The organism is Rhodococcus sp. KB6, from assembly GCF_001445685.1.
Lineage (GTDB): Bacteria > Actinomycetota > Actinomycetes > Mycobacteriales > Mycobacteriaceae > Rhodococcus_F > Rhodococcus_F qingshengii.
This window is the reverse complement of sequence record NZ_LNAK01000156.1, coordinates 144,382-167,998: the sequence shown is the minus strand read 5'-3', so window position 1 is coordinate 167,998 and position 23,617 is coordinate 144,382. Positions and strand designations below refer to the sequence as shown.

The window sequence follows — 23,617 nt, the reverse complement described above, 5'->3', positions numbered from 1 at the left end:
CTTGCGTCTGACGAGTCCGGGGTATCAGGCATGGGTGGATGAGCCCGAACCGGAGTACGAGGACGAGGACTAGCGATCGAGGTCGGCGAGATCGCATCCGGTGCGGGAACAGGTTTGCGCACTCCTCACGCGAATCGGACCACTCACATCGAATGGTTAGGATCGCGTTAACCCCGCAATGCTGACCGGACGGGCAGTCGTGTCCGTAGTTTTTCGGTGTCCGAATTCGGGCCGTTGCGACCTGTTTCCGGGTGACCATCCGTTATGTTCTGGTGTTGTGGACGCTTCCCCGTGGCCGCGCCGCGCGCTTCGCCGAGGGTGCGGAATACATCCGGAAAAGGGCACACTGGTATGGCCATTCTTCATCGATCGATGTCACCGACGCGGCGGGCTCGACTGTTCGCGTGCGCCGGTGCTGCCGCGTTGGCAGTCACCGCCTTCGTCGCCGCGGCGGGTCCGGCATCAGCGGACACCGTCGTCGGCGCCCCCGTCCCGGTCGGCGTGAGTCCGGTCGGGGTGGCGATCACCCCCGACGGCGGCCACGCCTATTTCACCAACCAGGGCAGCAACTCGGTGTCGGTGATCGAGACCGAACAATCTGCGACCCTCACCGGATTACCCGCCGCCGGTGTCGTCGGTCAGCCCTACCGTCACGCGTTCACCGTCACCGGCCGGCCCGCCCCCACCGTGGCCGTGACCGCCGGCGCTCTGCCCGATGGCCTGACTCTGTCCGCGGAGGGTGTTCTGTCCGGAACCCCCACCACCAGTGGTCGATTCGAGTTAACGGTCACCGCCACCAACGGCATCGGCGATGCTGCGGTGCTGCCGGTCGTGCTCGACATCACCGCCACCACGCCCCCGGCGGGGCCTTCGGATCGCTGGGCAGTGACTCACTGAACTGGACCTTCTGACCAGCCTGCCCTTCCCGCCAGCTGCGCACAGTGGCCGTCCACCCGACCTCGGGTGGACGGCCACTGCTCTTGTTGTACCTGAATGCGAACAAGGAAGGGAAGCACTTGGGAGGAGCAACGGGTGTCAGCGTGTCGGGGTCGTGATGTGGGGAGGTAACTAGCGGCAACATCTCGAACATATGACGGTGATTCGGCTGGCCGATCACCGCTCTGCTGTCGGTCATGCCCCTCTTCGAGGGACATGTGGATATGACCTTCGGGTCATCGAGAAAGGCTGGTTCCTCATGACGCAATGTCATGGTTTTTCCTAGGCTAGTTACTCGGTGATTCGGGCGAGCGGGAGGGTAGAGAGATCCCAATCGATCTATTGAGCGTCCGTCAGGAGTGCGCGGCTGACCGAGGATCTGCCGACCCCGAGTGTCGAGGCGATCGCATCGAGACTTTTGCCTTGTTCGCGGAGGGTGCGGGCGAGTTCCGTGCGTTCGGGTGTCATGACGGTCGGGCGGCCGCCATGTCGGCCTTGCCGGCGGGCGGCTTCGAGGCCGGCGTGGGTGCGTTCGACGATCATGCGGCGTTCCATTTGGGCGAGGGCTGCCATGATGTGGAAGAGGAATTCGCCGCCTGCGGTGGTGGTGTCGAATCCTTCTGTGAGGGAGCGGAATGCGATGCCGCGTTCGCCGAGGTTGTGGACGGTGTCGATGACATGGCGGACGGATCGTCCGAGGCGGTCGAGTTTCCAGACGACGAGGACATCACCGTCGTGGTCGCGGAGGTAGTTCAGGCATTCGGTGAGCTGGGGACGTTGTGTTTTGGAGCCGGATTCGAAGTCGGTGAAGATGCGGATTGCGCCGGCTTGTCGGAGGGCGTGTTCTTGCAGTTCGGGGTTTTGTTCGAGGGTGGAGACTCGGGCGTATCCGATGATGCTCACAGTCTCGGTCCTTCTGGTCTGCTGCTGTGTTGTGGGATGGTGCGGCTGTTCAGGAGTTGGTGATCGACTTCGGGGCTCCAGTGGGTGTGGAACTTGGTGGTATCGAGGTCGGCTAGTTCCCGCTCCGGAGCGACGGGCTCAAGTGTTGGCCGAATCTCGGTCACTTGTGGTTCATGTTGTGGTGCTTCGGGTTTGATCTGGCTAGCCCACGTGTAGGTCTGTTCGGGCATGGTGTCGTAGTGCTCGATCATGGCCTGCCAGTGCTCGGGGAAGGTCATGGTGGTGCCGCGGGGTGATGTGGCGATGGAGTCCGCGGGCACTTCGGTGACGGGTTTGATCGCGGGCCGTAGGACGTCGGCGAGGATGGTTCCGCCGTCGATGTAGGCGAAGTTGCGGGCGGCTTGGACGGCGTCGACGCTGAGTTCGCGCCATTCGATGGCCCATCCGACGTCGCGGGCGAGTTGGTCGAAGAAAACCCTTTGGGTGCGGGAGTTTCCGTCGACGAACGGGTGGACGCTGGTCAGGTCTCCCCAGTGGCCGGCGAGGTCCTGGACGAACGCTTCGTGGCTGTGGTGGTTGACGCACGAATGCCGGACTTCCGGTCCCTCGACCACGTGACCGAGGTCATCTTGTCGCAAATGTTCAGTTACTCGATTTTGCGATACCGTCAGTTACATCAAAGTGGGTTGCGGCCGATGCAGCCTTCGCGTCACAGGAGGTTTCCATGTCCCGTTCACGTATGGCCGTAGCTGCGCTGCTGGTCCCTGTCGCAGCCGGTGCTGTCGCCCTCCTCGGTGCGGGTGCCGCATCTGCCGCAACCCCCTACTCCGGCAACGGGTATGTCGGTGTTCGGTTCGATCCGAACGAAACTCAATTCATTGCCGACACCAATGCCGCGGATTTCCTCGAGGTTGTTCCGAACGACTACTAGAGCATCGCCCTCGGCGAAGGCTCGATCTACAAGGGCGACGGCCAGTACGTCTACGCCAGCATCGATCAGTTGGTCGAGGAAACGGCGTCCCACCGCGGTGAAATCTCCTTCTCGCTCACAGATCCTGCGATCTGGAACAACAACATCTACATCCTCCAGAACTGGTGACATCGGTCGAGTTCGTACGCGTAGGGCCGATGAGCGCATTGCTCACCGGCCCTTTTCGCGTGCCCGTAATTGCCCGGCTCAAACGGTGGCCGGCACTTCGGTGATGGCGTCGGCGGTCACGAGCATGTCGATTTCGACGAGATTGGTTCCGCCAGCATCGGTGACACGCACGGTAATTCCGGCCAGCCAGCGTCGCGATACCCGTCTCGCAGCAACGGAGTGACAACGAGTGGGCCGAGAATCTGACCGACGCTGTATCCAGCGGTCAGCAACGCCACGGCGCGTGGGAACTGCAGGTGCGCGCCGATTGCCAACACAATTGACCCGATACCAAGGAAGGTGACACCGAACAGGAAAGCTGAAATCAGTGCGGGGCCGACGCCTCCGATCACAGCAGGAAGCGCTATGCCCACCGCCTGAATCAACAGGGCAACGAGAAGCAGAGTCGGCCTCGACCAACGCAGGCTGAGCCAAGCCCACAGGGCGCACGAGGGAAATGCGGCCAGACCGACCACTATCCAAGCGCCGCTGCCGACCCATTCTGGAGCGGCGAGATCGATTGCGGCAACAAGGAACGTGCCCGCGATGATGTAGCCGATGCCTTCCAGGAAATAGCTGATGAACAAGGCAGTGAACCCGCGTTGGGGAGTGGGAGTTCTCGGCGCGTCCGGTGTGATGACCGGACGCGGTTCCAGCGTTAATCCCCAGGCTGCGACCGCACACACCACTGCAAGGGCCGCAGATGCCAGCCAGGCAGTGCTCCAGGTGCCGACGAAGCGGACGACCAACACGAGGACCCCGGACAGGGCGATACCCAACCCAACTCCGCCGAATCCCCATCCGGCCAGGAATTGGGACTGCCCCCGAAGGTGCGCGTGCAAAGCGCTGACGGCGATCATGAAGACGAGGGCACTGGCAATGCCTGCGACGAGCCGCAAGGCGAACCAGATGGATCCGTCGTGGGTAGTGGGCATGAGCGCCAAAGTCGCGATGAGGACCACCAACGACGTACGCATCACCGCTGCCGAGCGCACCACGCCGGGAATGAGGATTCCCGCGAGCGCGCCGATGAGGTACCCGAGGTAGTTCGCTGTCGCCAAGGTTGCGCCGAGCGAGGCGGACAGACCGGCCTGCGTGTGCATCAACGGCAGAATCGGTGTGTACACGAATCGACCGATTCCCATGCTCGCCGCCAGCGCAGCGGCAGCTTGGACAGCGTGCGCTCGTGGGGAGACGCCGTTGTGGACTGTGCTCATGGTCTTATCGTGTGCCCCGGCCGCGCCGGACCGCCACGACCGCTTTGCTCCTGACTGATAGGCGCAACCTCCCACCGCACGTAGCATGAAGGATCGTGGAGCTGCGTCAGCTGAGATACTTCGAGGTCGTCGCCGAGGAACTGCACTTCGGCCGAGCCGCGGCACGACTACTGATAGCCGGGCCGTCATTGTCGCAGCAGATCATGGCACTCGAGCGCGATCTCGGCGTCAAGCTGTTCGTCCGCGACCGCCGTTCCGTCGCTCTGACGCCAGCCGGCGCGGCGCTGCTCCCCGATGTCCGTGCGCTACTCGAGAATGCCGAGAATCTGCGGCGCCGCGCGGAGCGTCTGTCCGGAGCGGAGCCCGTCCGGATCGGCTACGTCAATTGGCTCCCCACGGATCTGATCGCGCGCACTTCAGGGGTCGCGCAACTGCACGTCGACGCCTGGGTGGTGCCATCACACGCACAGGCCGCGCGGGTGGCAGACGGCAGCCTCGATCTGGCGATCGCCTGGGTACGGAAATACGATGTCGCCCAACATGCTCTGAGCGCCAGACTGCTCGGTGCGGATCGGCTCTACGCCGTCTCCACCGGAGAGGACACCACACCGGTGCGGGCACGCGACGTCGTCGTGCTCGTCGACGACGACACCACCTCCTGGTATTCGTGGAACGTCTTCGCCGAAGAATTCGCTCGCGATACCGGCGCACAGATCATGCGCATCAACGACGGTGGTATCACCGGCCCGGCATTCTTCGATCACGTCCGTGCCGTCGGCCGTCCGGTCGTCAACTCGCCCAAAGGGCAGACCATCACGCTGCCGAGCGATCTCACGGCACGCCCGATGATCGACCCGGCGACAATCTGGACGTGGTCACTCCTGTGTCGTGAGAACGAAACGCGCCCTGCCGTTCTCGCGGCCGTCGACGCTCTCACCCGCGGCGTCACTGATCTCGGAATCCACGAGGACGGGAGATGGCTACCCATGGACGATCCTTACCGGAGGACTCGATGACACGACGCGCTATTCGAGTTTTCTGGGGACGACGGCCGGAATCGGCGCAGGCCGTGGCCTCCCGGTGGCGTCGGACGTTGGAGCAAGTCGAATTCCTGTTGCCCGAGGTGGTCGACGGGTCGTGGCAACAGATCCATTCCGCTGGACCTGCTACTGCCGTGACCGTCGACCAGTTGGCACAGGCCCTCGAGAACGCGCAGGCCGCCGAAGACTGGTCGGATCGTCTGGGAATCGGATTGAGGCTCGTAGCCAGTGGAGGGCCCGAATGGGGGCTCGAACTCTCCGGCTTGGCGGGCGGCGAACCTGAAATCGTCCTTCAGTCGATGATTATTGCCGTCAGCGCGCCGGACACCGCCGAAGTTCCTGAGACAGAACTACTTCGGATGCTCGCCGCGGTGTGGGAACCGGACTTCGGAGATGTCACCGACGACGACATCCTCGACGCTCTCGAAGACGAGTCCGACTATCGCGTCGGTGATCCCGTGATCGGCCGAGTCGGCTACCTCTCGTCCGCTCGCGCTGACGCGATCCCGGGTGACCTCGCAGCAGGCGTTGCCGCGTTACCGGGCGGCGTGTTGCTACAGATCGGGGCCGTCGATGGGGTCGTTCGGGCGTACGAGCGCCTGCGCGAGACCGGCGCACTCGATCCGCTTCCGCGTCCACTGGACCGCGCAGTCCTCTGAAGACGGTTACCGTTTGTCGAGTTTGGGTAGCCCGGGCGTCGGAACGAACTCTCACCGCGGCACTACCGCCGAAAAATGAACCGAAAGGCCCACCGCATGGTTGACGTCACCCGCAAATTCACCGCCGAGGTACCGATCGAAAAGGCTGCGGCGTTTCTCCGCGACTTCGCCAATGCGCCGACGTGGGATCCGGGCACCGAGAGCTGCACGCAGATCTCCGACGGTCCTGTCGGCGTCGGAACCCAGTGGCACAACGTGTCCAAGCTGTTCGGCGTCACCACGGAACTGACGTACACGCTGGTGACCGACGAGCTGAATCACGTTGTTCTCGAAGGAAAGAACAAGACTGCCACCAGTACCGACGACATCACCTTGACTTCGGTGGGTCCGAACTCGACCGAGATCGAATATCACGCGAACGTCGAGTTCAACGGTGCCGCCAAGATTGCGTCGCCTCTCCTGAAGGCGGGATTCGAAGCCAAAGTGGCACCGGAGACGGTGAAGAAGATGACGGAAGCCCTCGAAGCGCTCTGACAAGTCCGTCAGGTTCTTGTCACTGTGTGTTGCCGCCGCTCGCGCCACCGTTGCGAGCTTCGATGGCATCGATGGACTTCGTGAACGACTTTCCCAGCACTTGGGTGCCGACGAGTCCGAGTACCGACGCCAGGAGCTTTCCCTTGAGGTTCTTGCCGTCCCGGACCACGACGGCATCGACATCGGTCAGACCCGTCGGTTGCCGGGTCAGCGTGTAGGTATGGCTCGACGCCCCGCCCCACAGGTTGGAGTCGGTGGTTGTCATCACGACGCGGTGCGGGTCGGTCCAGTCGTAGTGCAGACGCTCCCAGATACCACTGGAGCCCTCGGTGACATCAGCATCGTGGGGTCCTTGTTGGTGCACTTTCAGGTAGCTGTCCGCACTGCGGCCGAAGATTTCCTCACGGCCCGGGCCGAAGTCGGTCAGGCCGGCAAGGACCTGTTCGGGCGTCGCAGTGGTCGTCTTGTGAAGATGGATCGTGGTCATGGCGCCTTCTTTCAACTGTGGATGATCCGGTGCTGAAAAAGCCGGGAAGTGACTCATCCAGCACACCACTCACACGAAATGAATGAAAGAGAATTGCTCGCCCTGTCTCGATCCGCTGTCTCGATCCGCTATTCGACGCCGCGCCGGCTGGCAGTGATTGCGCCGTGCGGCCTGTAGCCGCTCCCCGTCCGGGTATGGGTCTCGATCACGTCGAAACCCGCTGTGACCAGCACCTCGGCAAGTTCGGTCACCGGCCATCGATAACCAGTCGTCGCGGCATGATCAAAAGGCTCTACCGTTGTGCCTTCGAAGAAGCCCACCAGCAACCCACCACCTGGGCGGATCACGCGCGCGAATTCAGCGAGCGGTGCCTCGATATCTTGCGGGTGATGGTGAATGAGCGAGTACCAGGACAGCACGCCGCCCAGTGAATTCGTTTTCGCGTCCAACGCCTCGAAGCCCCCGACCTCGAAGGAAAGATCCGGGTATTGGTTGCGTGCTCGTTCGACGAACTCGGGCACGAGATCGATCCCGCTCACAGCCAGCCCGCTCTGGGCCAGGAAGTCTGTCCACTGCCCCGGCCCGCACCCGGCGTCGAGCACGGGGCCGGTCAAAGTGGCAGCCCAGCTGGTCACCAGGGCCCGATCAGATACGTGCGTCGAATCCATCGAGCCGAAGAGGTCCGTGTACTCCTGGGATCTGGCCGAATACGACTTTCGGACTACGTCGCGGCGCGTTGCACTCGAATTCTCCACGCCGTCAATGATTATCGATGTGCACCATTCCTTCGCCACAACTCGCCGAACCGAAGGTTCATACTCTGTTGAAGGCCTACGGTCACGACCGGAAACTGAGGTCACACGGTGGAAGAGAAAGAACTGGCGGCGAAGATCCGCGAACTACTCAGTGCCCGATCGGCCGAGTCGAGCATCTGCCCCTCCGACGTGGCCCGCGCAGCAGCACCCGACAATTGGCGTCCGCTGATGGAACCCGTCCGAGAGGCTGCCCGCCACATGGTGGCCCACGGCGAAGTGCAGATCACCCAAGGCGGCGAAGTCGTCGACCCGGAATCCGTACGAGGTCCGATCAGGATTCGGTGGGCTCGTTGATCAACCGCGTGACTTCTGGCGGCACTGCTCTCGCAGCGTGAATCAGCGGAAACGGTCCAGATGCTCACGCAGGAACGCATCCAGGCTTCGTGGCTCACGCCCCAGGGCACGTGCCACCGTGTCGGTGGGTGACTCCGGGCGCGAGACGGCAAGTTGCTGGATCTCCAGAATGTGCTCGGCCAGCCACGGAGGCATGTGGGCATGATCGACGAGGTTTTGCCGAAGTTCGTGCGGTGGAAGGTCGATGTATTGGACGGGGCGATCGAGCATGCGGGTCAGAGAATCGGCGATGCCGCCGTAGCCGACTGCCTCGCTGCCCGTCAGGACGTAGGTGCCGCCGGCGAGGTCGGCGCGTGTGAGCACGGCCGCGGCGACGTCACCGATGTCTCGGCAGTCGATCCAGTTGCACGGCGCGTCCCGCATCGCGCCCAGAATCACCCCTTGCGCAGCCACCGCCGGAGCCAGGAGCAACAGATTCTGCATGAACGCATAAGGGCGGAGCAGAGTGTGGCGGATCCCGGATGCACGCAGGTGTTCGCCGACGGCATGGTGGCCGCGGGAGAGAGCGATGGGGGAGTCGGCCGCGGCGGCGGGGTCGGAGATCTTGACGATGTGTTCGACGCCGCTCTCGGCGGCTATGTCGATCACACGCGTTTCGAGCTCGACCTGTTCGAGTCCGTTGGCCATGGCGAGGAAAAGCTGTTCGGCCCCTTTGAAAGCCGTCCGTAGCGAAGTTGGGTCTGCGGCATCGGCCGGCACTACTTCGACCAAACCGTCGGCCAAGTCGCCGAGGTGGGCGCTCAGCCTGTCCGGGTCGCGGGACAGCGCTCGGCTCGGCACACCCGAGGATGCGAGACTGTGTAGCAACGCGCCGCCTGTGGTTCCGGACGCTCCCATGATGACGATCATCGTGTTCCTTTCGGTCTTCCCCGGGAAGCCGGGGATCGTTGACATGTGTTGTCTGTCAGGGATTCTGACGGCGCCATCGCCAGCTGACGATGACGGCAGCGACAGCGGCAGATATCGGTAGATCGAGTTGCAGGCGAGCAAGCCAAGCAGTGTCGACCACGCTCGTGTGAGCTGGTAGCCAACGGGAGGCGAACCACCCGACGAGACCAGCAATCACAGCGGCTCCGACGGCAAGAATTGCCGCCACCATGATGCGAGGCAGGGCCGTGGTCCACGGCCGTGACCTCCCGCGACGCAGCAGCCAGGAGCCGATCAGCAACGCCACCACTGCCGACGTGCCCGCGATGGACGTAAATGCCGCCATCGTGAGGCCCGATTGGCCGGATGCGACTCCGCCCGCACCCGCCATCAGCGCAGGGGCAAGGTAGGCGACCAGCACCTCTCTCCACAGGATGAAAGGTCGTGCGCCGCGACGATCGGCAACCGAGTCGAATCGATTGGAATCGGTTATCTCCCTTTTGTTTTCGCGACGGATCGGTGGGGTGAGTCCGGACATGAAGGAGACCAACTTTCCGATTATAATTAGGTGGCTAACTATTTGGGCATGAAAAGAGAAGTCTCTGTCGAGAATTGACGACGATTCGAATCGCTACGCGAATACTTGGAATCCCAGCCGACTACTCCGCAGTCAGCGCACCGATACCGCGAACGACCCGCGAGAGCAGATCCAAAAAAACCGCTCGCTCGTCGACAGTGAGCTCGTCGACCATTTCCTCGAGACGAGCAAAGTGTTCGGGCGCCATGTCACGTAACCGCTGAGCGCCACGAGCAGTCAGGACGACCACCGCACCACGCCCGTCCTCCGCGGACGGACGTCGAGCGACCAAACCCTCCTGCTCGAGCCCATCGACCAAGCCGGTGACCGTGGCTCGCGAGACGCCGAGATCAGCCGCCAGACGTGAGGGAGATTTCTCCCCGTCGTGGTCTTCCAGATCCGCAAGCAGTCGGTAACGGCCGGTCGACAGTCCATACCTCGCGAAGTGAACCTCAGTCGCTCGACCGAGCCGCGCGCCCGCCGAGATCAACCGCACCGCAACCAGCACCGCCTGCGGATCGGACCCGAGGCCGTAATGCTCCAACTGCCGCCGCGCCTGATCCAAAGTGGGTGAGTCGCGATCGGTTCCGTCCACTGCCATGCAACTAATATGGCACCTAACTACATTCTGGTCAACCCTCCACCAGAGCTAGTGTCAACGCTGCCGAAGCCGTGCGCGAGTTGCAACAGGTCCAGATCGGCATGACTGCGAGCCAGAACCTGTATACCCATTGGCAGCCCGTCAGAATTGAAGCCTGCAGGCAGGCTGATCACTGGAAGGGTTGCAAAGCCGGGTGTCTCAACGTGATTCGATGGCCGTGACGATCCGGATCACAGCATGAACCCACGCATCTGCCGACGTCTCCAGCTCACCGAACGAAATCGCATCGGCTACGCACTCCAAGGCTCGCGCCGTTGAATCCATACCGACCATGACTACCCCTGCTGCACAACGACGAAGCGCAGAAATAGTAGGCTCAGCCGCATTTCTCAGCCCGCGGTGAGCGATGTCCGCGAGTACGGATAGAGCTCCCTCCAGCGCACTGTCGATGGCGTCCACACCGCCCGTCGTGACTGCGCGAGTCATCGTCGCACTGCCGAGGCCTTCTTCGAGATCGGGAACGATGACGCCCAGGTCGCATGCAACAGCGAATGGTGTCATCCACAACGCACCGGCACGGACAGTCAGCCGACCGCTCACGGCCCTCGGCCGGGCCGACATTGCCCGGACCATCGCGTCGATTGCACCGGGCGCTTGCGCTCGATGTACGACGCTCACCTGCGCCAGGTTGCCACGCCCATCTCCGACCCGCATTGTCCATATCTGTTCTGCAGGAGCGTAATCGGTGCTGATTACAGAATCTATTCGCATCACACCGACGCCATCGGTAGTCAGCCGGGCTCGGGCAAACGACGGCGGGCGCTCGATGAACCGGCGATGCATCTCGGCGTAATCGTCCACCACGTCAATCGATTTTTCCCACGCGTCGACACCAAGAGGGAGAATGGAAGTACGCCCGATCCCTTTACGCCCGAGGCGGATTCTGTGGTTGGCACGGCGAACCGCTGATTCTGTGAGCACTGTCGATGAAGCCAAAGCGGCGACCGTCGAACCGGCAATTCGGCGAGTCGAGATCGCATACCCGGAGAGTGCCTCGTCGGATTCACTCGACCAATCGTGACTCATGAGAAAAACTGCATCCGAATCTGGTTCGGCGAAGTAGATATCGGCGGTAGTCGAATCGCCAGTCGCCGTCACCCTCGCGCCGAGACTGATCAAACGTGAACGACGCAGCGGAGTTTCACCGGGAGTCTCGGTCCCCAGTACTGTCCCGGCAAGCGATGAATCGACCGATTCACCGAGTTCGACCCTCGCATGAATCTCGGCGATGATCATCGCCACTCGTGTGCGACTGTGCCCGGCATGCCGCATCGAATAGGCCTCGATCTGGTCAGTCAGTTCTATGCACGCATCGGCCAACCAGATTGCGGAACCTGCCTCAATTGTGCGCGTGTCTCTGACGGCAGTGGCGTGTTGCACCGCCGTTGTGGTGGACAGACCGTCCACGAGGATCGTCCGCGCCAAGGCCCTTGCCAGAGCACTTCGATCAGCATCTCGCACGACTGAACTCCGACCCACGTGCACATGGTCGGTTCCGGATTCGTCCGCCGCCCGAACCGCCCACACGGCAAGTGCTATCGCTTCTGCCGTCGTGTGCGCAGATGCCGAAGAATGGGCGTGACTCAGTTCGTGTGGGACCAAGAACCGGACCGTGCAATGCGGGAGTTCGACTCGCACAACAGGATCTGTACCTCGAGCTCGATGCACTGTTGCCTGGTAGCCCTGCAGCCTGGTCCGATTCGCCCGTGCCAGTACCGCCCCTCCGAGGAATGCCTCCAGCGCCTCGTCATCGAATTCCCCTGGCGTCCAGTCTATGTGATCGAAGCTCGACCCGTGATTCGCCCGATAAACGAGAACGAGACCGACACGGTGCCGGCACACCGAGCTGGCGCCACACGTGCACGACGCTTCCGAGAATGGAATGCCGGCAGGAAGACTGGTTTCGACACCGTCGCCGTACCTGACGAGGATCCGTTCGCTCGTCACCAAGAGTTCAGGCGTTTCCTCGGCGAACATACGCGCGGCTCGCTTGACGAGCCCGCGATTGGCGACCAGCGCAAGCGCATCGTCGGTGAGCGCAGCCAGATCAGGCCGGGACGTCATCGAATACAACCGGCCACGAATTCGGCCAGCCCTCCGGGAGTCATCGCACCGACGTGCACACCCAGTCGCGTCAAGCGACGGGCAATTTCACGGTCGTAATCAGGGTCACCAGCATCGTCGAGCGCAGCAAGCGCCAGGACACGCACACCATTGTCCGTGAGACCGGCAACGCTCCGGACGAACCGATCCGGTGCACTTTCGTACAGATCGGAGATGATGACAACAATCGTTCGTTGCGGCGTATCCACAAGTTGCGCGGCATAATCGACGGCCTTTGCACCGTCATTCCCGCCTCCCAATTGGACGCTCATCAAGAGCTCGACCGGGTCGAGAACCTCGGACGTGAGATCGACGACATTGGTGTCGTATGCAATGAGGTGAGTCCTCAATCCGGGGACATTCCAGAAACATGCAGCGGTGATCGCCGAGTGGATGACAGAGTCGATCATCGATCCGGACTGGTCGACCAACAGAATCAACGTCCACGTATCCGTGTGCCGACGAGTTCGCGAAGTGAACAAAGGCTTTTCGATAGCAATCTTGCGTGTTTGCGGTGACCAATGCTGCAGATTGGCGCGAACCGTTGCCTCGAAGTCGAAATTGCGCGAATTACGAAACGCTGTTCTGTGCCGGCTACGTTTGCCGTGGAAGGTCCTGCGGACGTCCACCGAGAGCCTCTCGATCAACTCGCGTACGACATTGTCGACAGCCTTTTTTGCCATCGCCAGAACTCGGGGATCCATCAGGTGTTTGGTACGCAGCACTGCTCGAAGCAGAGTCACGCTGGGCTCGATACGCTGCAACGCTTCCAAATCTGTCACCACTTCGGTGATTTCGTATTTCTCCACGGCGTCGCGTTCGAGTCGATGAACTGTCTCGCGAGGAAAAAGACGGTGGATGTCGTCGAGCCAGTCCACGGCCGTCACCGTCGTTTCGCCGAGCCCATTGGGGCGATACCGCCCATCCTTGCGACTCGGCGGAACCGCACCCGGGGAACCGGGCGTATCTCCGCCACCCGGGTTGTCTCCAGTCGTTACGGAGTCGGTCCCCTGCAGTCGGGAAGTTCCAGCGCGAACGCCCTGCGCGCTGCGAGCCGGGTCACGGCCGTACAGCCACTCCAACGCGTCGTCGCGTTCAGCCGCATCGCCCGTTGGATCACCGAGTACTCCGGCCGACGCATCACCCAGAATCAGCCGCCATCGTTCGATGTTCATCGCATACCGATCTGGGCAAGCGCGTCGTCCACCCGGGCGTCGAGCTGCCTTCCGACATCCAGGGAGTTCACGACTGCAACCTCTGGTGTCGACGTTGTCAGGCGGCGCGCGATGATGTCGCGTTCATGGGGAGGGAAGAATTCGAAGGACTGCCGTAGCGCGGGAAGTGCTGTCAGGAACTCGTGTTCGGACAGTCTGCTCACGATTTCATCGACGGCGGTCAACACTGTGTCGCTGGATTCCGCGTCCAGAAAACGCTCACGTGCTACTCCGAACAGTCCGCACAACCAATCACCGAGGTGTTCTGCAGGAATCGATCGAACGGCGTCGACTGCTGCATCGGGGGGAATTCGATCCCAGGACGTTCCCAGGGCCGATCCCCTGATGTCGACCGCGGCACCATTGTCACGTGCCAGAGCGGTCAGTTCGTCGGCCGGATCAGTCGAGAGGATCTCCGTCGCATACTCCATCGCATCGGATAACGCTGCGAGAGCTGATATCCGGAGGAGATCAGCGCCACCGGTCGTGGCCCGAACTCGGTGCGCCAACGCAACGACCTGCGAGGACGCCGAATCAATTATCGCCCCGAGCAGTGTGGACCCTCGGCTCCCGAAGAGTGAGTCGTGCCGCCACAGGTCCAGAGCGGCTCGAAGCAGCAGGCCTGTGCCCCCGAGATCTCCTACGCCCTTCAATGATTCGGATGCGATCGACTCGGTTCGGTCAGCCACCGAGTCGAGTCCACAAAGAACTGCATCGAACAGAATGTGTGCAAGACGCTCGACATCAGCCGCAGCCGAAGTCAGCGAAGATTCCAGGGTGGCCCCAGCTGCCTCTACCAGAGTATGGCCTTTGGCTGCAGCCTCGACCAGCGCCGGGAGGCGGTCTGCGGAGTCGACAATCATCCACCGTTCTGTCGACACCACTGCAGAACCACTGCCTGGACCTGCAGTTCGCTCGAATCCTGGCACTCCCAGCACACGCAACTGATGTAATGCACGACTACGCTGACGACTAAGCTCGTCGGCCAAGTCGAGTGCAACAGGGCCGGGCAAGAGGTCGAACTCCTCGAGGAGCATATCGACGTGACAAACCAATCCCGGTACCGGTGAATCAGGGTGTAGCGTGCCCCGCCGATCACCTCGCATCGTGCGCATACAGGCCGAGATGACGGGGTCGGGTTCGGGCCCCAGAGGTTCCCCTGCGAGTGTCCAAGGCAGCGGCGACGCCAACGCCTCACCCACCAATGTACTTGCTGCAGCATCTAATACATCTCGTCGCGTCGGCAGCGCGTGACCACGGATAGCGGCGAGTCCGAGGATCTGCGTACGGAATCCGATGAAATCCGTTGTCGAGACGCGTTGATTCCGGGATCGCAAATCACGGACGATCGCCGCGGCTGCAACCTCCCCGGCCGATGTCGTTTTCTGCCAGAGCTTCTCGTACCACCATGGGGATTCCAGGTCGAGACGACTGTAGGAATAGGGGACCAGGTAACTGCCGATGTCGACATCAGGGCCCGCGGTCGGAACGGCGGGCCAGAATCCGTCGGTCGGTCTACCGCGAGCCAGTTCGGACATGATCGCCGGCCGATGACGCCCGCCGCAGACGACAACGACCGCACCGCTTCCGGGGCGCTCTCGAGCGGCCCGTATCCACGATGCCATGTACTGTTCGCGCTCGGATACTGTGGCGTCACCTACCCGGATCGCATCGAAGTAGTCGTCGAGGACGGCAGTCAATTCCCCGACAGTGAGCGTATCGGCGCGCGACTCGACGACGTGATCCCACATCGCGTCGACCGTGTCCAGTCCCAGTCCGGCCGCCAATACTGTTGCAGCCACACTGTACTCGTCCGGCGACCCGTCGAAAGCGGGGTGCCAGGCGGGAAGATCGATCAACCGAACCTCCGCCGACACCTTGGAGGCCGACCGAAGGGCGATCCATTCTGGAGACCAATCGGTGAAGGCAGCCCATGTCACGCGCGTGTGCGCTCCTCGTCGCACGTGGGAGTACAGCGCGATCGGCAACTTGTGATCGAGTCTCAGTTCATCGATTCGATCGGTGAAGTCTGCGGGTCCCTCGATCAAGACATGCGTCGGCTGCAGGCGTTCAATGGTCTCCGCCACGATCCGAGCACACGCAGGGCTGTGGTGCCGAATCCCGATCACCACGACGTCGCGACCAGCGTCCACCACAGCGACGCTCACGGTCCGGTCAGACGTGCGTGCGCCCGGCGTAGCTCTTGCCATGCCGCACTCGTCCGCTGCGACCCTACTTTCTCGACGTAGCGGCGCAACCGGGCAGCATCCTCACTGTTGTCTTTCGTCGCCGTACCGGCCAGGGACTCGGCGAGGTCGGTGACGGTACCGGCGTCTCCTCGCAAGAACCACCCACGAATACCGGTGGCATGCGCAAGGGACACCGCTTCAGCCGTGCTCATCACCGATGACAGTCGCTCGACCGGCGATCCGTTCGCGGTGAATCCTGTACGTAGGTCACGAAACAGCGTGACCAACAACTCGGACACTGCCGGATCTTGTTCTGCAGCTACACCGGAAGCACGCAGCAAGGCCGCCGATTCTGTTCGCACGAGTTCGACTTCGGTGTCGAAATCGGCGATCGGGTGCACGGTCTCGAAGTTGAAGCGCCGTTTGAGTGCGGCGCTCATCTCGTTGACGCCACGGTCGCGGGTGTTTGCGGTGGCGATCACATTGAAACCCTCACGGGCATAGACCATTGCGTCGTCTCCGGAAAGTTCCGGGACTGCCAGCACCCGTTCGGACAGCAACGACAACAGAGTGTCCTGCACTTCGAGCGGACACCGCGTGACCTCCTCGAACCGCACGACGCGTCCCTCGGCCATTCCACGCATCATCGGCGCTGGAACCATCGATCGAGTCGAGGGGCCTTCCGCGACGAGCAGTGCATAGTTCCACGAATACCGGATCTGATCCTCGGTCGTGGCGGCACCGCCCTGGATCGTGAGGGTCGAATCCCCGCTCACGGCAGCGGCGATGAGCTCTGACAGTGTCGATTTGGCAGTACCAGGTTCTCCGACCAGCATCAATCCACGTGTCGTCGCCAAGGTGACGAGTGAGCGTTCGACGAGCGATGCGTTGCCTACGTATTTCGGCGCTATTCCCAGCTCGACGTCGCCCATGACGAACGTCCGCGCCGACGTGAGGGTTAGACGCCACCCCGGTGGTCGCGGCCCAGTGTCTTCTTCGGCCAAACGCGCAAGTTCCTCGGCAAACCGCTCCTCAGCCGGTGGGCGCTGGACTCGTGAAGTCACGAGGCGAACCCTGCCAAGTCTGCGATGAGTTCGGAGACCGTCGCACGATCGACATCGTTCAAAGTCCCCCCACGGAGTTCCACCGAAACGAGCTTCTGATCGGGGTACCCGTTGTAGGGGTCTCCCGTCCCCATCCCGGGCTCCAACCCCAACAGAACAGACACGTCATCGCTGAGCTGGTACAGCAGGCCTTGTCCCCAGGAAGCTGGGTTCTCCCACACCGGTTCCCATCCTCTGTACGTCAACCGCAGTGCCTGACTGGGGCTGGCGGTTACTCCGGTGAATCGACTCAGTCCACTCCCGTCGACGTCATCGGGTAGCGGATCGTGGACAGCACGACCCAACTGTGGGAAAGGCTGCAAGATTTCGTAGTCGGCGAACACGTCGGACCACGCGCCCACCGTATCGGGTATGTGCGCGGGGTGTACTAGCCCGATACGGCCCTCCGGTAGCTCGACGGTCTGGTCGTCGATGTCGGCCAAGGTACTGTCCTCCGCGACCCGGAACACGACTGTAGGCAGACCGCTGTCATCGAACGATGCCCACAGCAGTCGCCGTGCAACGTGAATCAGCAGCGGATGGCCGAGCACGAAGTCGTCGAATTCTGTCCTAGTCCAGCGGCGCCCGGTAACCATCGAACGGTTCAGGCGTTTGATCTGCTCGGCAGCAACAGCTTTCGTTTCTCGCTTAAGCTCGGTGAATCGCTTCTTCGCACTCTCGGCGAGAACAACGTCATCATTTCTGGTGGGTTTGGGCAGTCCTGACGTCTTCTTACCTCCTCCGTCGAGCACATAAGGCACGAGAGCCTCCGTGAAACCAACGGTGAACATCCGCGTCCCGTAGTCGAAGTTCATAGTGCCGTCCGGCGTCAGATCGAGATCAGGAACGATCCGGTCGGCCAGCTGTTCTCGATCGAGCCCGAGACTGTCGGCCAACTCTGCGACGCGTTGTGCCGCTCCGTTCTTCAACGACTTGAACTTCATTTTTCGGGAGATGTGATCGAGTTCTGTCAACGCGCGGGCTGACCCATGTGCAGCCAGTGCATCGAGACCGAGTTGTGCTCGTGCTGCACCATTCTCACCTGGCCACCGTCTGACGAGGGGTGCCAATCTTGCCACTGTCGAATCGTCGCCGAGCCAACCCAGCGCAAGAATCACCCAGTTGTCCTTCGACGGAGCGCCGGCACCCCACCATCGTTCGAATAGTTCCCACGCGGCCTCGGCGAGCGACGATCGGTCACAATACGCAGTTACTACATCGAGTCCGGCGTAAGGAGCGTCCGCGGTTCCGATTGCGCACATCGTCAGGATCGTCGACACCGCCGACGTCGGCAGTGCGGCCGATCGATTCTCGTTCAGAATCAGCGGAAGTGAAGAGACATCCACCCAAACCGGAGTTTTCGGTATCCGCTTGGGCAACATCTCGAGCGGGTCGAGATCGACAATGCCGGCGACTACCTGCCCGGCTTCGGGGCCGTACCGGTTCGCTCCGTCGACCACTGTCTCGCGTGAGGTTGTTCTGGCGAGCGCACGCAGGGCGGCGGCAGCATGATCACGTTGAGCACCTGCCGGACCCACTGCGTCTGGAACGAGTAGTGCCACTGCATCTTCAGCGTGTCGAACCAGCCACGCCATCGCAGGTTTGCGGAGATTCTTCCTGGTGGCGAACATCGTCGCATGCACGCGCGCGACATCGATATCGACATATGGCATCAAGTATGGCGCCGCGGCACCTGGATGAGCGCGCGTGAAGCGAAGCATCAGCGGCAGCGCATCGAGTTCGTAGCGAGCGACAACCCGAAGTGGATCCTTGAGCGAGGTTCCGGGCCAGTCCGTCAGGAACGGGCGCGCGATTTCGTCTGGGGCCAGTAGAAAAATCACCCAGGTGTTCCAGTCATGGGTGGAACGCGGTGATACATCCTGCACATACTGTTTGTAATTTTCCCACGTGGTGTAGGAGTAGTCGCTCGGAGTGTTCTTGATTTGTTCGAGTTCACCTGGAAGCCAGACTATTCGGCTGATTTCAGGAGCAACGAGATCACCGATCACCGCGACGTCGAGCGCTTTCTTTCTGTTCGACCACGGCGGCGCGACGAGAATGGGCGGAAGATCCGTGGCCTCGGGCGTCGGCGTCGACAATTCGGCGATCCTTCGCCGTGCAGGCTCGGGAAGTGTAGGCGACAGCTCGGCGGCGATGTCGGGATTCGCCCGCACGTGACGGTCCAACAGGTCGATATCCTTCTCTGCCAATATCTTCAATGCTCGACGTGGGTAATGTTGCATTGCGTGTAGGACCGCGGGCAACGCACTCTTCACGTGGCGACGTTCAACCAGAGCAGTGAACGCTTCGTCGGTGGGTATCGCCGAGAGCGCCCAGAGGATTCGGAGCAGTGTCGCCTCGTCCCTCATGTGTCCGTACTGGTTTGGTTTGTCGAACGCATCGACCAACAGTCCGGTAAGACCTGCACCTATGCCGTCAACTACTGCGGCAATCATCGCCTCGTCCTCGAGCCAACTGCGCATTGCGTGTGAGTCGGTCACCCGTTCGAGCTGCTGTACCGTGTTCGACGAAACCGTCAGCTGAGTGTTCCAGTGATACCACCGAGCGCGCATTCCCATGATGAGTTCTTCCGACCACCCTTCCTCGGTCGGAAAGATGTACGACGCCGTCAAACGGCGGGTGCTGTTGGTGCGCATCGACGACGCCACCTCTCGGGCTGCGGCGTAGTCCTCGTCAGAGGCTGTCGCCAACAGGCCGCGCATACGGTCGAGCATGTGCTCGCGGACCACTTGCGCATCAGGTTCGTCCGTCCGCCCGAGATGCTCGCGCAGTACATACTCAGGCATCTTGTATCCCGCAGCTGGCGACTCACCGCCGATGTTCGCCACTACAATTACCGCGTCGGGTCCCAGCTCTGACACAGGCACCGAAACATGAACGAACCGCAGGTCGGCCCATTCCAAGAGTGCTTCGACCGCGAAGACCAACCCGTGCCGTGCCACCAACCCGTCCACGAGAACTGTCGATTGTTGCCGGTCATTATCTGCGTAGCGGCCGAGTATGCAGTACAAAGCAGCTGCACCGACAGCGGAGATCTCACCGGCTTGATACTTCCGGGCGGCGAGGGTGAGCTCGTCAGGATCAGGATCATTGACCAAATACGCCGAACTGAATTCGCGAAACTGGTCGTCGCTGTCGAATTGTCGATCGAGTTCGGCACCGGCTGCGGGATCGACAGGTGCCACGTCGGCGGCAAAACCGCCGCGCCGGGGGTACTTCATCGGCAACCATGACGCGGGCGGCACGGCAGTAGATTCGGTCGTGGTGTGGTTCACGCGTCTCCTCGAGATCCCGGCCCGGTCGGCGGGCGTAGCCAGAATGATAGCGATCCGAACGATCGGCTTGTTCGACATTCCCGAACGCGGCCCCCGACAGCGGTTGCGGTGACGTCCTCCTGCACATTGGCACAGGGCCGAATACGGGATCGACGCTACAAGCGACTGGTCGAGTATCTGCTGCTGCTGACAATCGAGCAGCCGACGGACCGGTGGACTGCCCACGTCGCACGCGGAAATAGCGGCGAGCAGCTTGGTTCCGAAGAATGCCGCAAGCTTCCTCCCTCCCGGCACTCGATTGCCTTGGGCGTTAACATCGACAGATGCTCACTCGCGTCGATCTGACGATGGATTGCACAGACCCCGACCGCTTGGCTACGTTTTGGAAGATAGCCGCTGGATACGTCGATGAGCCACCACCGCAGCCTTTTTCGACTCGCGAGGAGTGGCTTGCCACTTTCGACGACGAAGACGACGGGATGGGCGGAGCTTGGTTGCACCACCCGCTCGGAGTGGCTCCTCGCCTCTGCCTTCTACAGGTTCCTGAATCCAAGGTGGCCAAGAACCGATTACATCTCGATCTCCGGGTATCCGGAGACGGAACCCCGACTCAGAAGTGGGCGACAATCCTTCGCGAGGTCGAACGGCTACTACGCGCGGGCGCATCAGAATTGGAAAGATTCGAGGGTCACCATGTGATCATGGCCGATCCCGAGGGCAACGAATTCTGCGTGGCGTGATTCACCCGCCTGCCCGAAATTCTCGCGAGAAGGCACGACAATCCGGGTGATTGCCGGGATACGGCAGGACCTTCTCGAGGGCGAGCCCAATCGCAAAGGCCGTCTGGTCGTCGTACGGTCGCGTAACTATCTGTGTGCCCGTGGGGATTCCGTTCCGAGCGAAACCTGTGGGGATTGTCAGCACCGGGCAGCTACTCAGGATGTTGAAGGTGATGGCCGGTACAGCCTCGAGGTAGAACTCCAATTCTGTTCCAGCCACATTGATTCCGTGCCCCACGTAGTCGTCGCCGGCAAGAAAGCCCTCCGTCGCCACTGCCGGAGTGATCAACGCGTCATAGGTGTCGAACAGGGATCCGATCGACGAATACAGTTCGGCTTCGATCGCGAGTCCGTCGAGGAAAGTCGCGTCACCACGGGTGCGGCGTGCCCATCGCGCGAATTCCTTCGCGTACTCCGTGACTTTGTCGGGGTGCGCGGACGCTTCGGCGGAGATCGATGCACCGAACACGTGATCGTAGTGAATGGCGGCCGCACGCATGATTGCAGCGCGTGACAAGTCGACTTCGATGATCTCCGCGCGTGCGCCCAGCGCAGTGAGGGTGTCCACCAACTTGGCGGTGTTGGCGGCAACGTCCGGATCAACCGGCCAGTCACCCAACGCGGGGATCACGGCGATACGCATTCCTGTCAACGAATGCGTTGCGAGGCCGGGCAGCGGCGATGCCGGCACATGCGAGGCAATGTCAGTGGAGCTCGGTCCCGCGATGACCGACTGCAGTGTGAGGCAATCACTTACGGTGCGCGCCATCGGACCGCAGTGGCAGTAGCGATCGAGATTGAAGGGAGGATCGACCGGGACACGGCCGTGTGGTGGCTTGAACCCGACAATTCCGTTGAACGACGACGGAGTTCGGATCGATCCTGCAACATCGGAACCGGTAGCCAAGTGCGTCATCCCCGTGGCAAGTGCGACTGCCGATCCACCGGAAGACCCGCCGGAGGAGTATTTCGTGTTCCACGGATTGCGAGTGACGCCCCACAACTCGGACTGTGCGAACGCGGCCGAGGAGAATTCGGGCGCCGTCGATCGCGCGTGGACGATCGCACCGGCGTCGATGATTCGCTGCACGAAAGTGGAAGTGTGAGTGGCGATCACATCCTCATAGACCTTGGACCCTTGAGTCCAAGGTTGTCCTTGCACCGGTTCATCCTCTTTCACCACAACGGGAACACCGGCGAGCGGAAGGCTGACATCCGAGCCGCGGGCGTAGTGGCGTTCCGCTGACTTCACTTGTGCTCGTGCAGTATCGAAGAAAGTGTGTCCCAATGCGTTCAAGGTCGGGTTGAGCGCCTCGATACGTTCGATGGTGGACTCGAGCACGTCCACCGGAGAAAGCGATTTGTCCCGATAGCGTTCGAGCATCTCGGCCACATCCATGAATGCCGAAACGGGTGTCTGGTGCATATCTGTTGTCCTGCCTCTATAAAGGTTTGTGTGGGCGACTAGTTTGTCAGTTCGCGCTTTGCCACGACGGGACTGCGGAATGTCGCGAGCAGCATTGCCAGAGTTGCGATTCCCGCGGCTGTCCAGAAGACCGTTTCGGAACCAGAGTGGTCGTGAATGCGTCCGCCCGCGAACGCACCGAGCGCGATGCTTGCATTGAAGACTGCAACCCACAGAGCAGAAGCGGCCTCGCGGTGAACGGGAGCTGCTTGTGCAATCCATGTTTGAGTACTCACCGATGCACCACCGTAGAAGAGGCCCCAAGCCGCCATGAGCAGAGCAGCTGCGATCAAGGTGGTAGCCGAGATCGGAAACAGGGCGAGTGTGACCGCTATTCCCACGCTGAGGCTGACGACCACCGCCTTCGGGGACTTTGCAGCGGACGGCCCGGCGATGAAGTTGCCGACGACACCGAATGCACCGTAGATCAGGAGCATTGTGCCGACCTGCGAAGCGTTCAACCCCGCGAAGAACTCCAGCCCCGGACGCACATAGGTGTACGCCGCGAAATGAGCGGTGACGATGAGCGCGGTAATCGCGAATCCGACCCGGACTCCTGGGTTCCGAAAGGCCGCCACGAGACTCCCGAGCGACAAGGCCCGATCAGCTGGCATCGTGGGTAGGACAGCGATCATGGCGATCGCGATCAGCGTCGCCGCGCAGCTGAGAGTCCAGAACGCCACGCTCCATCCGGCGACTGCCCCGATATACGTCCCAGCAGGGACACCAAGAACTGAGGCAACAGCGATTCCGCTGAAGATGATCGTGGTCGCCAACCCGACGGATCTGGAACCCACCAATTTGGGTGCCAGACTAGCTGCGAGTGCCCAGACTCCACCCATGCTCACGCCTAGAAGGACGCGAGCCACAGCGAGGAAAACGAAGCTCGGAGCAAGGGCCGTGAGGGCGTTCGCCGCGGCGACTACAAGCATCAGAACGATAAGCGTCGACCGACGATCGAAGCGCCGGGTCACGATGGGCACAAACGGGGCAGTGGCCGCTGCCACCAATCCGGTAATGGCCAGTGAGAGCCCGATGGTCCCTTCACTTTCCACCAGAGCAGCACCGATCGGGGTGAGTAGCCCGACCGGCATCATCTCTGCCGCGACAACGACGAAGGTGGACGCTGCGATCAGCGCGACCGCAGCCCAGTGGTTCTCAATGGTGTGTGCGTGGGTTGAGGACGTGGACGCAGGGCTGTTCTGTGCAGATGCGGAGTGGGGCATGTAACCAGAGAAGCTCCTGCACGCCGATGGATCAACGGCGAATCGCTCATCCAA

22 protein-coding genes are annotated in these 23,617 nt (G+C 61.8%); 7 read left to right on the top strand and 15 right to left on the bottom strand.

What is annotated here, in order from left to right; translation table 11 throughout:
* The first annotated feature begins 351 nt into the window (after nt 1-351).
* Nucleotides 352-897 carry a putative Ig domain-containing protein gene (locus ASU23_RS34095; protein ID WP_058039378.1) on the top strand — a complete coding sequence of 182 codons (546 nt, stop codon included), beginning with the start codon at nt 352-354 and terminating at the stop codon, nt 895-897.
* Between the two features lie 378 nt (nt 898-1,275).
* On the opposite strand, the gene ASU23_RS30905 is transcribed toward ASU23_RS34095, so the two are convergent.
* Both ASU23_RS30905 and ASU23_RS34550 read right to left on the bottom strand, forming a co-directional pair.
* Nucleotides 1,276-1,839: a recombinase family protein gene (locus ASU23_RS30905; RefSeq protein WP_058039377.1), complete on the bottom strand. Its 564-nt coding sequence runs from the start codon at nt 1,837-1,839 to the stop codon at nt 1,276-1,278.
* The gene (locus tag ASU23_RS34550; protein WP_058039376.1) at nt 1,836-2,453 is read right to left on the bottom strand and encodes a Fic family protein; all 618 of its coding nucleotides are present in this window, start codon (nt 2,451-2,453) and stop codon (nt 1,836-1,838) included. The genes ASU23_RS30905 and ASU23_RS34550 overlap by 4 nt, the downstream gene beginning before the upstream one ends.
* A gap of 110 nt (nt 2,454-2,563) precedes the next feature.
* Here ASU23_RS34550 and ASU23_RS30895 point away from each other — a divergent pair, with 110 nt between their 5' ends.
* Complete coding sequence (locus ASU23_RS30895; protein WP_156423208.1) at nt 2,564-2,770, top strand: hypothetical protein; 207 nt, start codon at nt 2,564-2,566, stop codon at nt 2,768-2,770.
* A 284-nt stretch (nt 2,771-3,054) separates the two neighbouring features.
* Here ASU23_RS30895 and ASU23_RS30890 read toward each other — a convergent pair whose 3' ends face one another.
* Nucleotides 3,055-4,194, bottom strand: a complete 1,140-nt coding sequence (locus tag ASU23_RS30890; RefSeq protein WP_058039375.1) for a YbfB/YjiJ family MFS transporter — start codon at nt 4,192-4,194, stop codon at nt 3,055-3,057.
* A 95-nt stretch (nt 4,195-4,289) separates the two neighbouring features.
* On the opposite strand from ASU23_RS30890, the gene ASU23_RS30885 reads away from it, so the two are divergent.
* The 3 genes from ASU23_RS30885 to ASU23_RS30875 all read left to right on the top strand — a co-directional run bounded on the left by ASU23_RS30885 (nt 4,290) and on the right by ASU23_RS30875 (nt 6,427).
* Nucleotides 4,290-5,210, top strand: coding sequence for a LysR family transcriptional regulator (locus tag ASU23_RS30885; RefSeq protein ID WP_058039374.1), 921 nt, complete (start codon nt 4,290-4,292; stop codon nt 5,208-5,210).
* Nucleotides 5,207-5,893, top strand: a complete 687-nt coding sequence (locus tag ASU23_RS30880) for a hypothetical protein (protein ID WP_058039373.1) — start codon at nt 5,207-5,209, stop codon at nt 5,891-5,893. Before ASU23_RS30885 ends, ASU23_RS30880 begins: the two co-directional genes overlap by 4 nt.
* A gap of 96 nt (nt 5,894-5,989) precedes the next feature.
* Entirely contained in the window at nt 5,990-6,427 is a 438-nt protein-coding gene (locus ASU23_RS30875; protein ID WP_007735601.1) for an SRPBCC family protein, read from the top strand.
* A 19-nt stretch (nt 6,428-6,446) separates the two neighbouring features.
* Here the strand turns inward: ASU23_RS30875 and ASU23_RS30870 are convergent, their stop codons facing one another.
* On the bottom strand, nt 6,447-6,914 hold the full coding sequence (locus ASU23_RS30870) for a hypothetical protein (RefSeq protein ID WP_020971317.1): 468 nt from the start codon (nt 6,912-6,914) through the stop codon (nt 6,447-6,449).
* 128 nt (nt 6,915-7,042) lie between these two features.
* Nucleotides 7,043-7,669, bottom strand: a complete 627-nt coding sequence (locus tag ASU23_RS30865) for a class I SAM-dependent methyltransferase (protein WP_007735599.1) — start codon at nt 7,667-7,669, stop codon at nt 7,043-7,045.
* Nucleotides 7,670-7,777: 108 nt separating this feature from the next.
* Between ASU23_RS30865 and ASU23_RS30860 the strand changes: the two genes are divergently transcribed.
* The gene (locus ASU23_RS30860; RefSeq protein ID WP_021346052.1) at nt 7,778-8,023 is read left to right on the top strand and encodes a DUF3253 domain-containing protein; all 246 of its coding nucleotides are present in this window, start codon (nt 7,778-7,780) and stop codon (nt 8,021-8,023) included.
* A 42-nt stretch (nt 8,024-8,065) separates the two neighbouring features.
* Here the strand turns inward: ASU23_RS30860 and ASU23_RS30855 are convergent, their stop codons facing one another.
* From ASU23_RS30855 to ASU23_RS30820, 8 genes are all read right to left on the bottom strand, one after another.
* Nucleotides 8,066-8,977, bottom strand: coding sequence for an NmrA family NAD(P)-binding protein (locus tag ASU23_RS30855; protein WP_253741554.1), 912 nt, complete (start codon nt 8,975-8,977; stop codon nt 8,066-8,068).
* A 10-nt stretch (nt 8,978-8,987) separates the two neighbouring features.
* The gene (locus ASU23_RS30850; RefSeq protein ID WP_058039371.1) at nt 8,988-9,488 is read right to left on the bottom strand and encodes a hypothetical protein; all 501 of its coding nucleotides are present in this window, start codon (nt 9,486-9,488) and stop codon (nt 8,988-8,990) included.
* A gap of 121 nt (nt 9,489-9,609) precedes the next feature.
* Entirely contained in the window at nt 9,610-10,128 is a 519-nt protein-coding gene (locus ASU23_RS30845) for a MarR family winged helix-turn-helix transcriptional regulator (protein ID WP_058039370.1), read from the bottom strand.
* 198 nt (nt 10,129-10,326) lie between these two features.
* Entirely contained in the window at nt 10,327-12,252 is a 1,926-nt protein-coding gene (locus ASU23_RS30840) for a hypothetical protein (protein ID WP_037130464.1), read from the bottom strand.
* Nucleotides 12,249-13,466, bottom strand: a complete 1,218-nt coding sequence (locus ASU23_RS30835; protein ID WP_003943008.1) for a VWA domain-containing protein — start codon at nt 13,464-13,466, stop codon at nt 12,249-12,251. The genes ASU23_RS30840 and ASU23_RS30835 overlap by 4 nt, the downstream gene beginning before the upstream one ends.
* Entirely contained in the window at nt 13,463-15,715 is a 2,253-nt protein-coding gene (locus ASU23_RS30830; protein WP_156423207.1) for a DUF5682 family protein, read from the bottom strand. Before ASU23_RS30830 ends, ASU23_RS30835 begins: the two co-directional genes overlap by 4 nt.
* Nucleotides 15,670-16,758, bottom strand: coding sequence for an AAA family ATPase (locus ASU23_RS30825; RefSeq protein WP_058039368.1), 1,089 nt, complete (start codon nt 16,756-16,758; stop codon nt 15,670-15,672). The genes ASU23_RS30830 and ASU23_RS30825 overlap by 46 nt, the downstream gene beginning before the upstream one ends.
* Complete coding sequence (locus tag ASU23_RS30820; protein WP_172827112.1) at nt 16,755-20,093, bottom strand: DUF4132 domain-containing protein; 3,339 nt, start codon at nt 20,091-20,093, stop codon at nt 16,755-16,757. The genes ASU23_RS30825 and ASU23_RS30820 overlap by 4 nt, the downstream gene beginning before the upstream one ends.
* 323 nt (nt 20,094-20,416) lie before the next feature.
* On the opposite strand from ASU23_RS30820, the gene ASU23_RS30815 reads away from it, so the two are divergent.
* Nucleotides 20,417-20,833, top strand: coding sequence for a VOC family protein (locus ASU23_RS30815; protein ID WP_003943122.1), 417 nt, complete (start codon nt 20,417-20,419; stop codon nt 20,831-20,833).
* A 1-nt stretch (nt 20,834) separates the two neighbouring features.
* Here ASU23_RS30815 and ASU23_RS30810 read toward each other — a convergent pair whose 3' ends face one another.
* Together ASU23_RS30810 and ASU23_RS30805 are read right to left on the bottom strand one after the other, a co-directional pair.
* Complete coding sequence (locus ASU23_RS30810) at nt 20,835-22,298, bottom strand: amidase (RefSeq protein WP_058039366.1); 1,464 nt, start codon at nt 22,296-22,298, stop codon at nt 20,835-20,837.
* A gap of 38 nt (nt 22,299-22,336) precedes the next feature.
* Entirely contained in the window at nt 22,337-23,563 is a 1,227-nt protein-coding gene (locus tag ASU23_RS30805) for an MFS transporter (RefSeq protein ID WP_058039365.1), read from the bottom strand.
* Between the last annotated feature and the right edge of the window lie 54 nt (nt 23,564-23,617).

Bases quoted from the DNA above. Each gene is read 5' to 3' on its own strand.
- ASU23_RS30845 (WP_058039370.1), bottom strand. From the start codon at position 10,128: ATGGCAGTGGACGGAACCGATCGCGACTCACCCACTTTGGATCAGGCG.
- ASU23_RS30835 (WP_003943008.1), bottom strand. From the start codon at position 13,466: ATGAACATCGAACGATGGCGGCTGATTCTGGGTGATGCGTCGGCCGGA.
- ASU23_RS30870 (WP_020971317.1), bottom strand. From the start codon at position 6,914: ATGACCACGATCCATCTTCACAAGACGACCACTGCGACGCCCGAACAG.
- ASU23_RS30850 (WP_058039371.1), bottom strand. From the start codon at position 9,488: ATGTCCGGACTCACCCCACCGATCCGTCGCGAAAACAAAAGGGAGATA.
- ASU23_RS34095 (WP_058039378.1), top strand. From the start codon at position 352: ATGGCCATTCTTCATCGATCGATGTCACCGACGCGGCGGGCTCGACTG.
- ASU23_RS30895 (WP_156423208.1), top strand. From the start codon at position 2,564: ATGTCCCGTTCACGTATGGCCGTAGCTGCGCTGCTGGTCCCTGTCGCA.
- ASU23_RS30805 (WP_058039365.1), bottom strand. From the start codon at position 23,563: ATGCCCCACTCCGCATCTGCACAGAACAGCCCTGCGTCCACGTCCTCA.
- ASU23_RS30855 (WP_253741554.1), bottom strand. From the start codon at position 8,977: ATGTCAACGATCCCCGGCTTCCCGGGGAAGACCGAAAGGAACACGATG.
- ASU23_RS30875 (WP_007735601.1), top strand. From the start codon at position 5,990: ATGGTTGACGTCACCCGCAAATTCACCGCCGAGGTACCGATCGAAAAG.
- ASU23_RS30840 (WP_037130464.1), bottom strand. From the start codon at position 12,252: ATGACGTCCCGGCCTGATCTGGCTGCGCTCACCGACGATGCGCTTGCG.
- ASU23_RS30830 (WP_156423207.1), bottom strand. From the start codon at position 15,715: ATGGCAAGAGCTACGCCGGGCGCACGCACGTCTGACCGGACCGTGAGC.
- ASU23_RS30815 (WP_003943122.1), top strand. From the start codon at position 20,417: ATGCTCACTCGCGTCGATCTGACGATGGATTGCACAGACCCCGACCGC.
- ASU23_RS30890 (WP_058039375.1), bottom strand. From the start codon at position 4,194: ATGAGCACAGTCCACAACGGCGTCTCCCCACGAGCGCACGCTGTCCAA.
- ASU23_RS30810 (WP_058039366.1), bottom strand. From the start codon at position 22,298: ATGCACCAGACACCCGTTTCGGCATTCATGGATGTGGCCGAGATGCTC.
- ASU23_RS30880 (WP_058039373.1), top strand. From the start codon at position 5,207: ATGACACGACGCGCTATTCGAGTTTTCTGGGGACGACGGCCGGAATCG.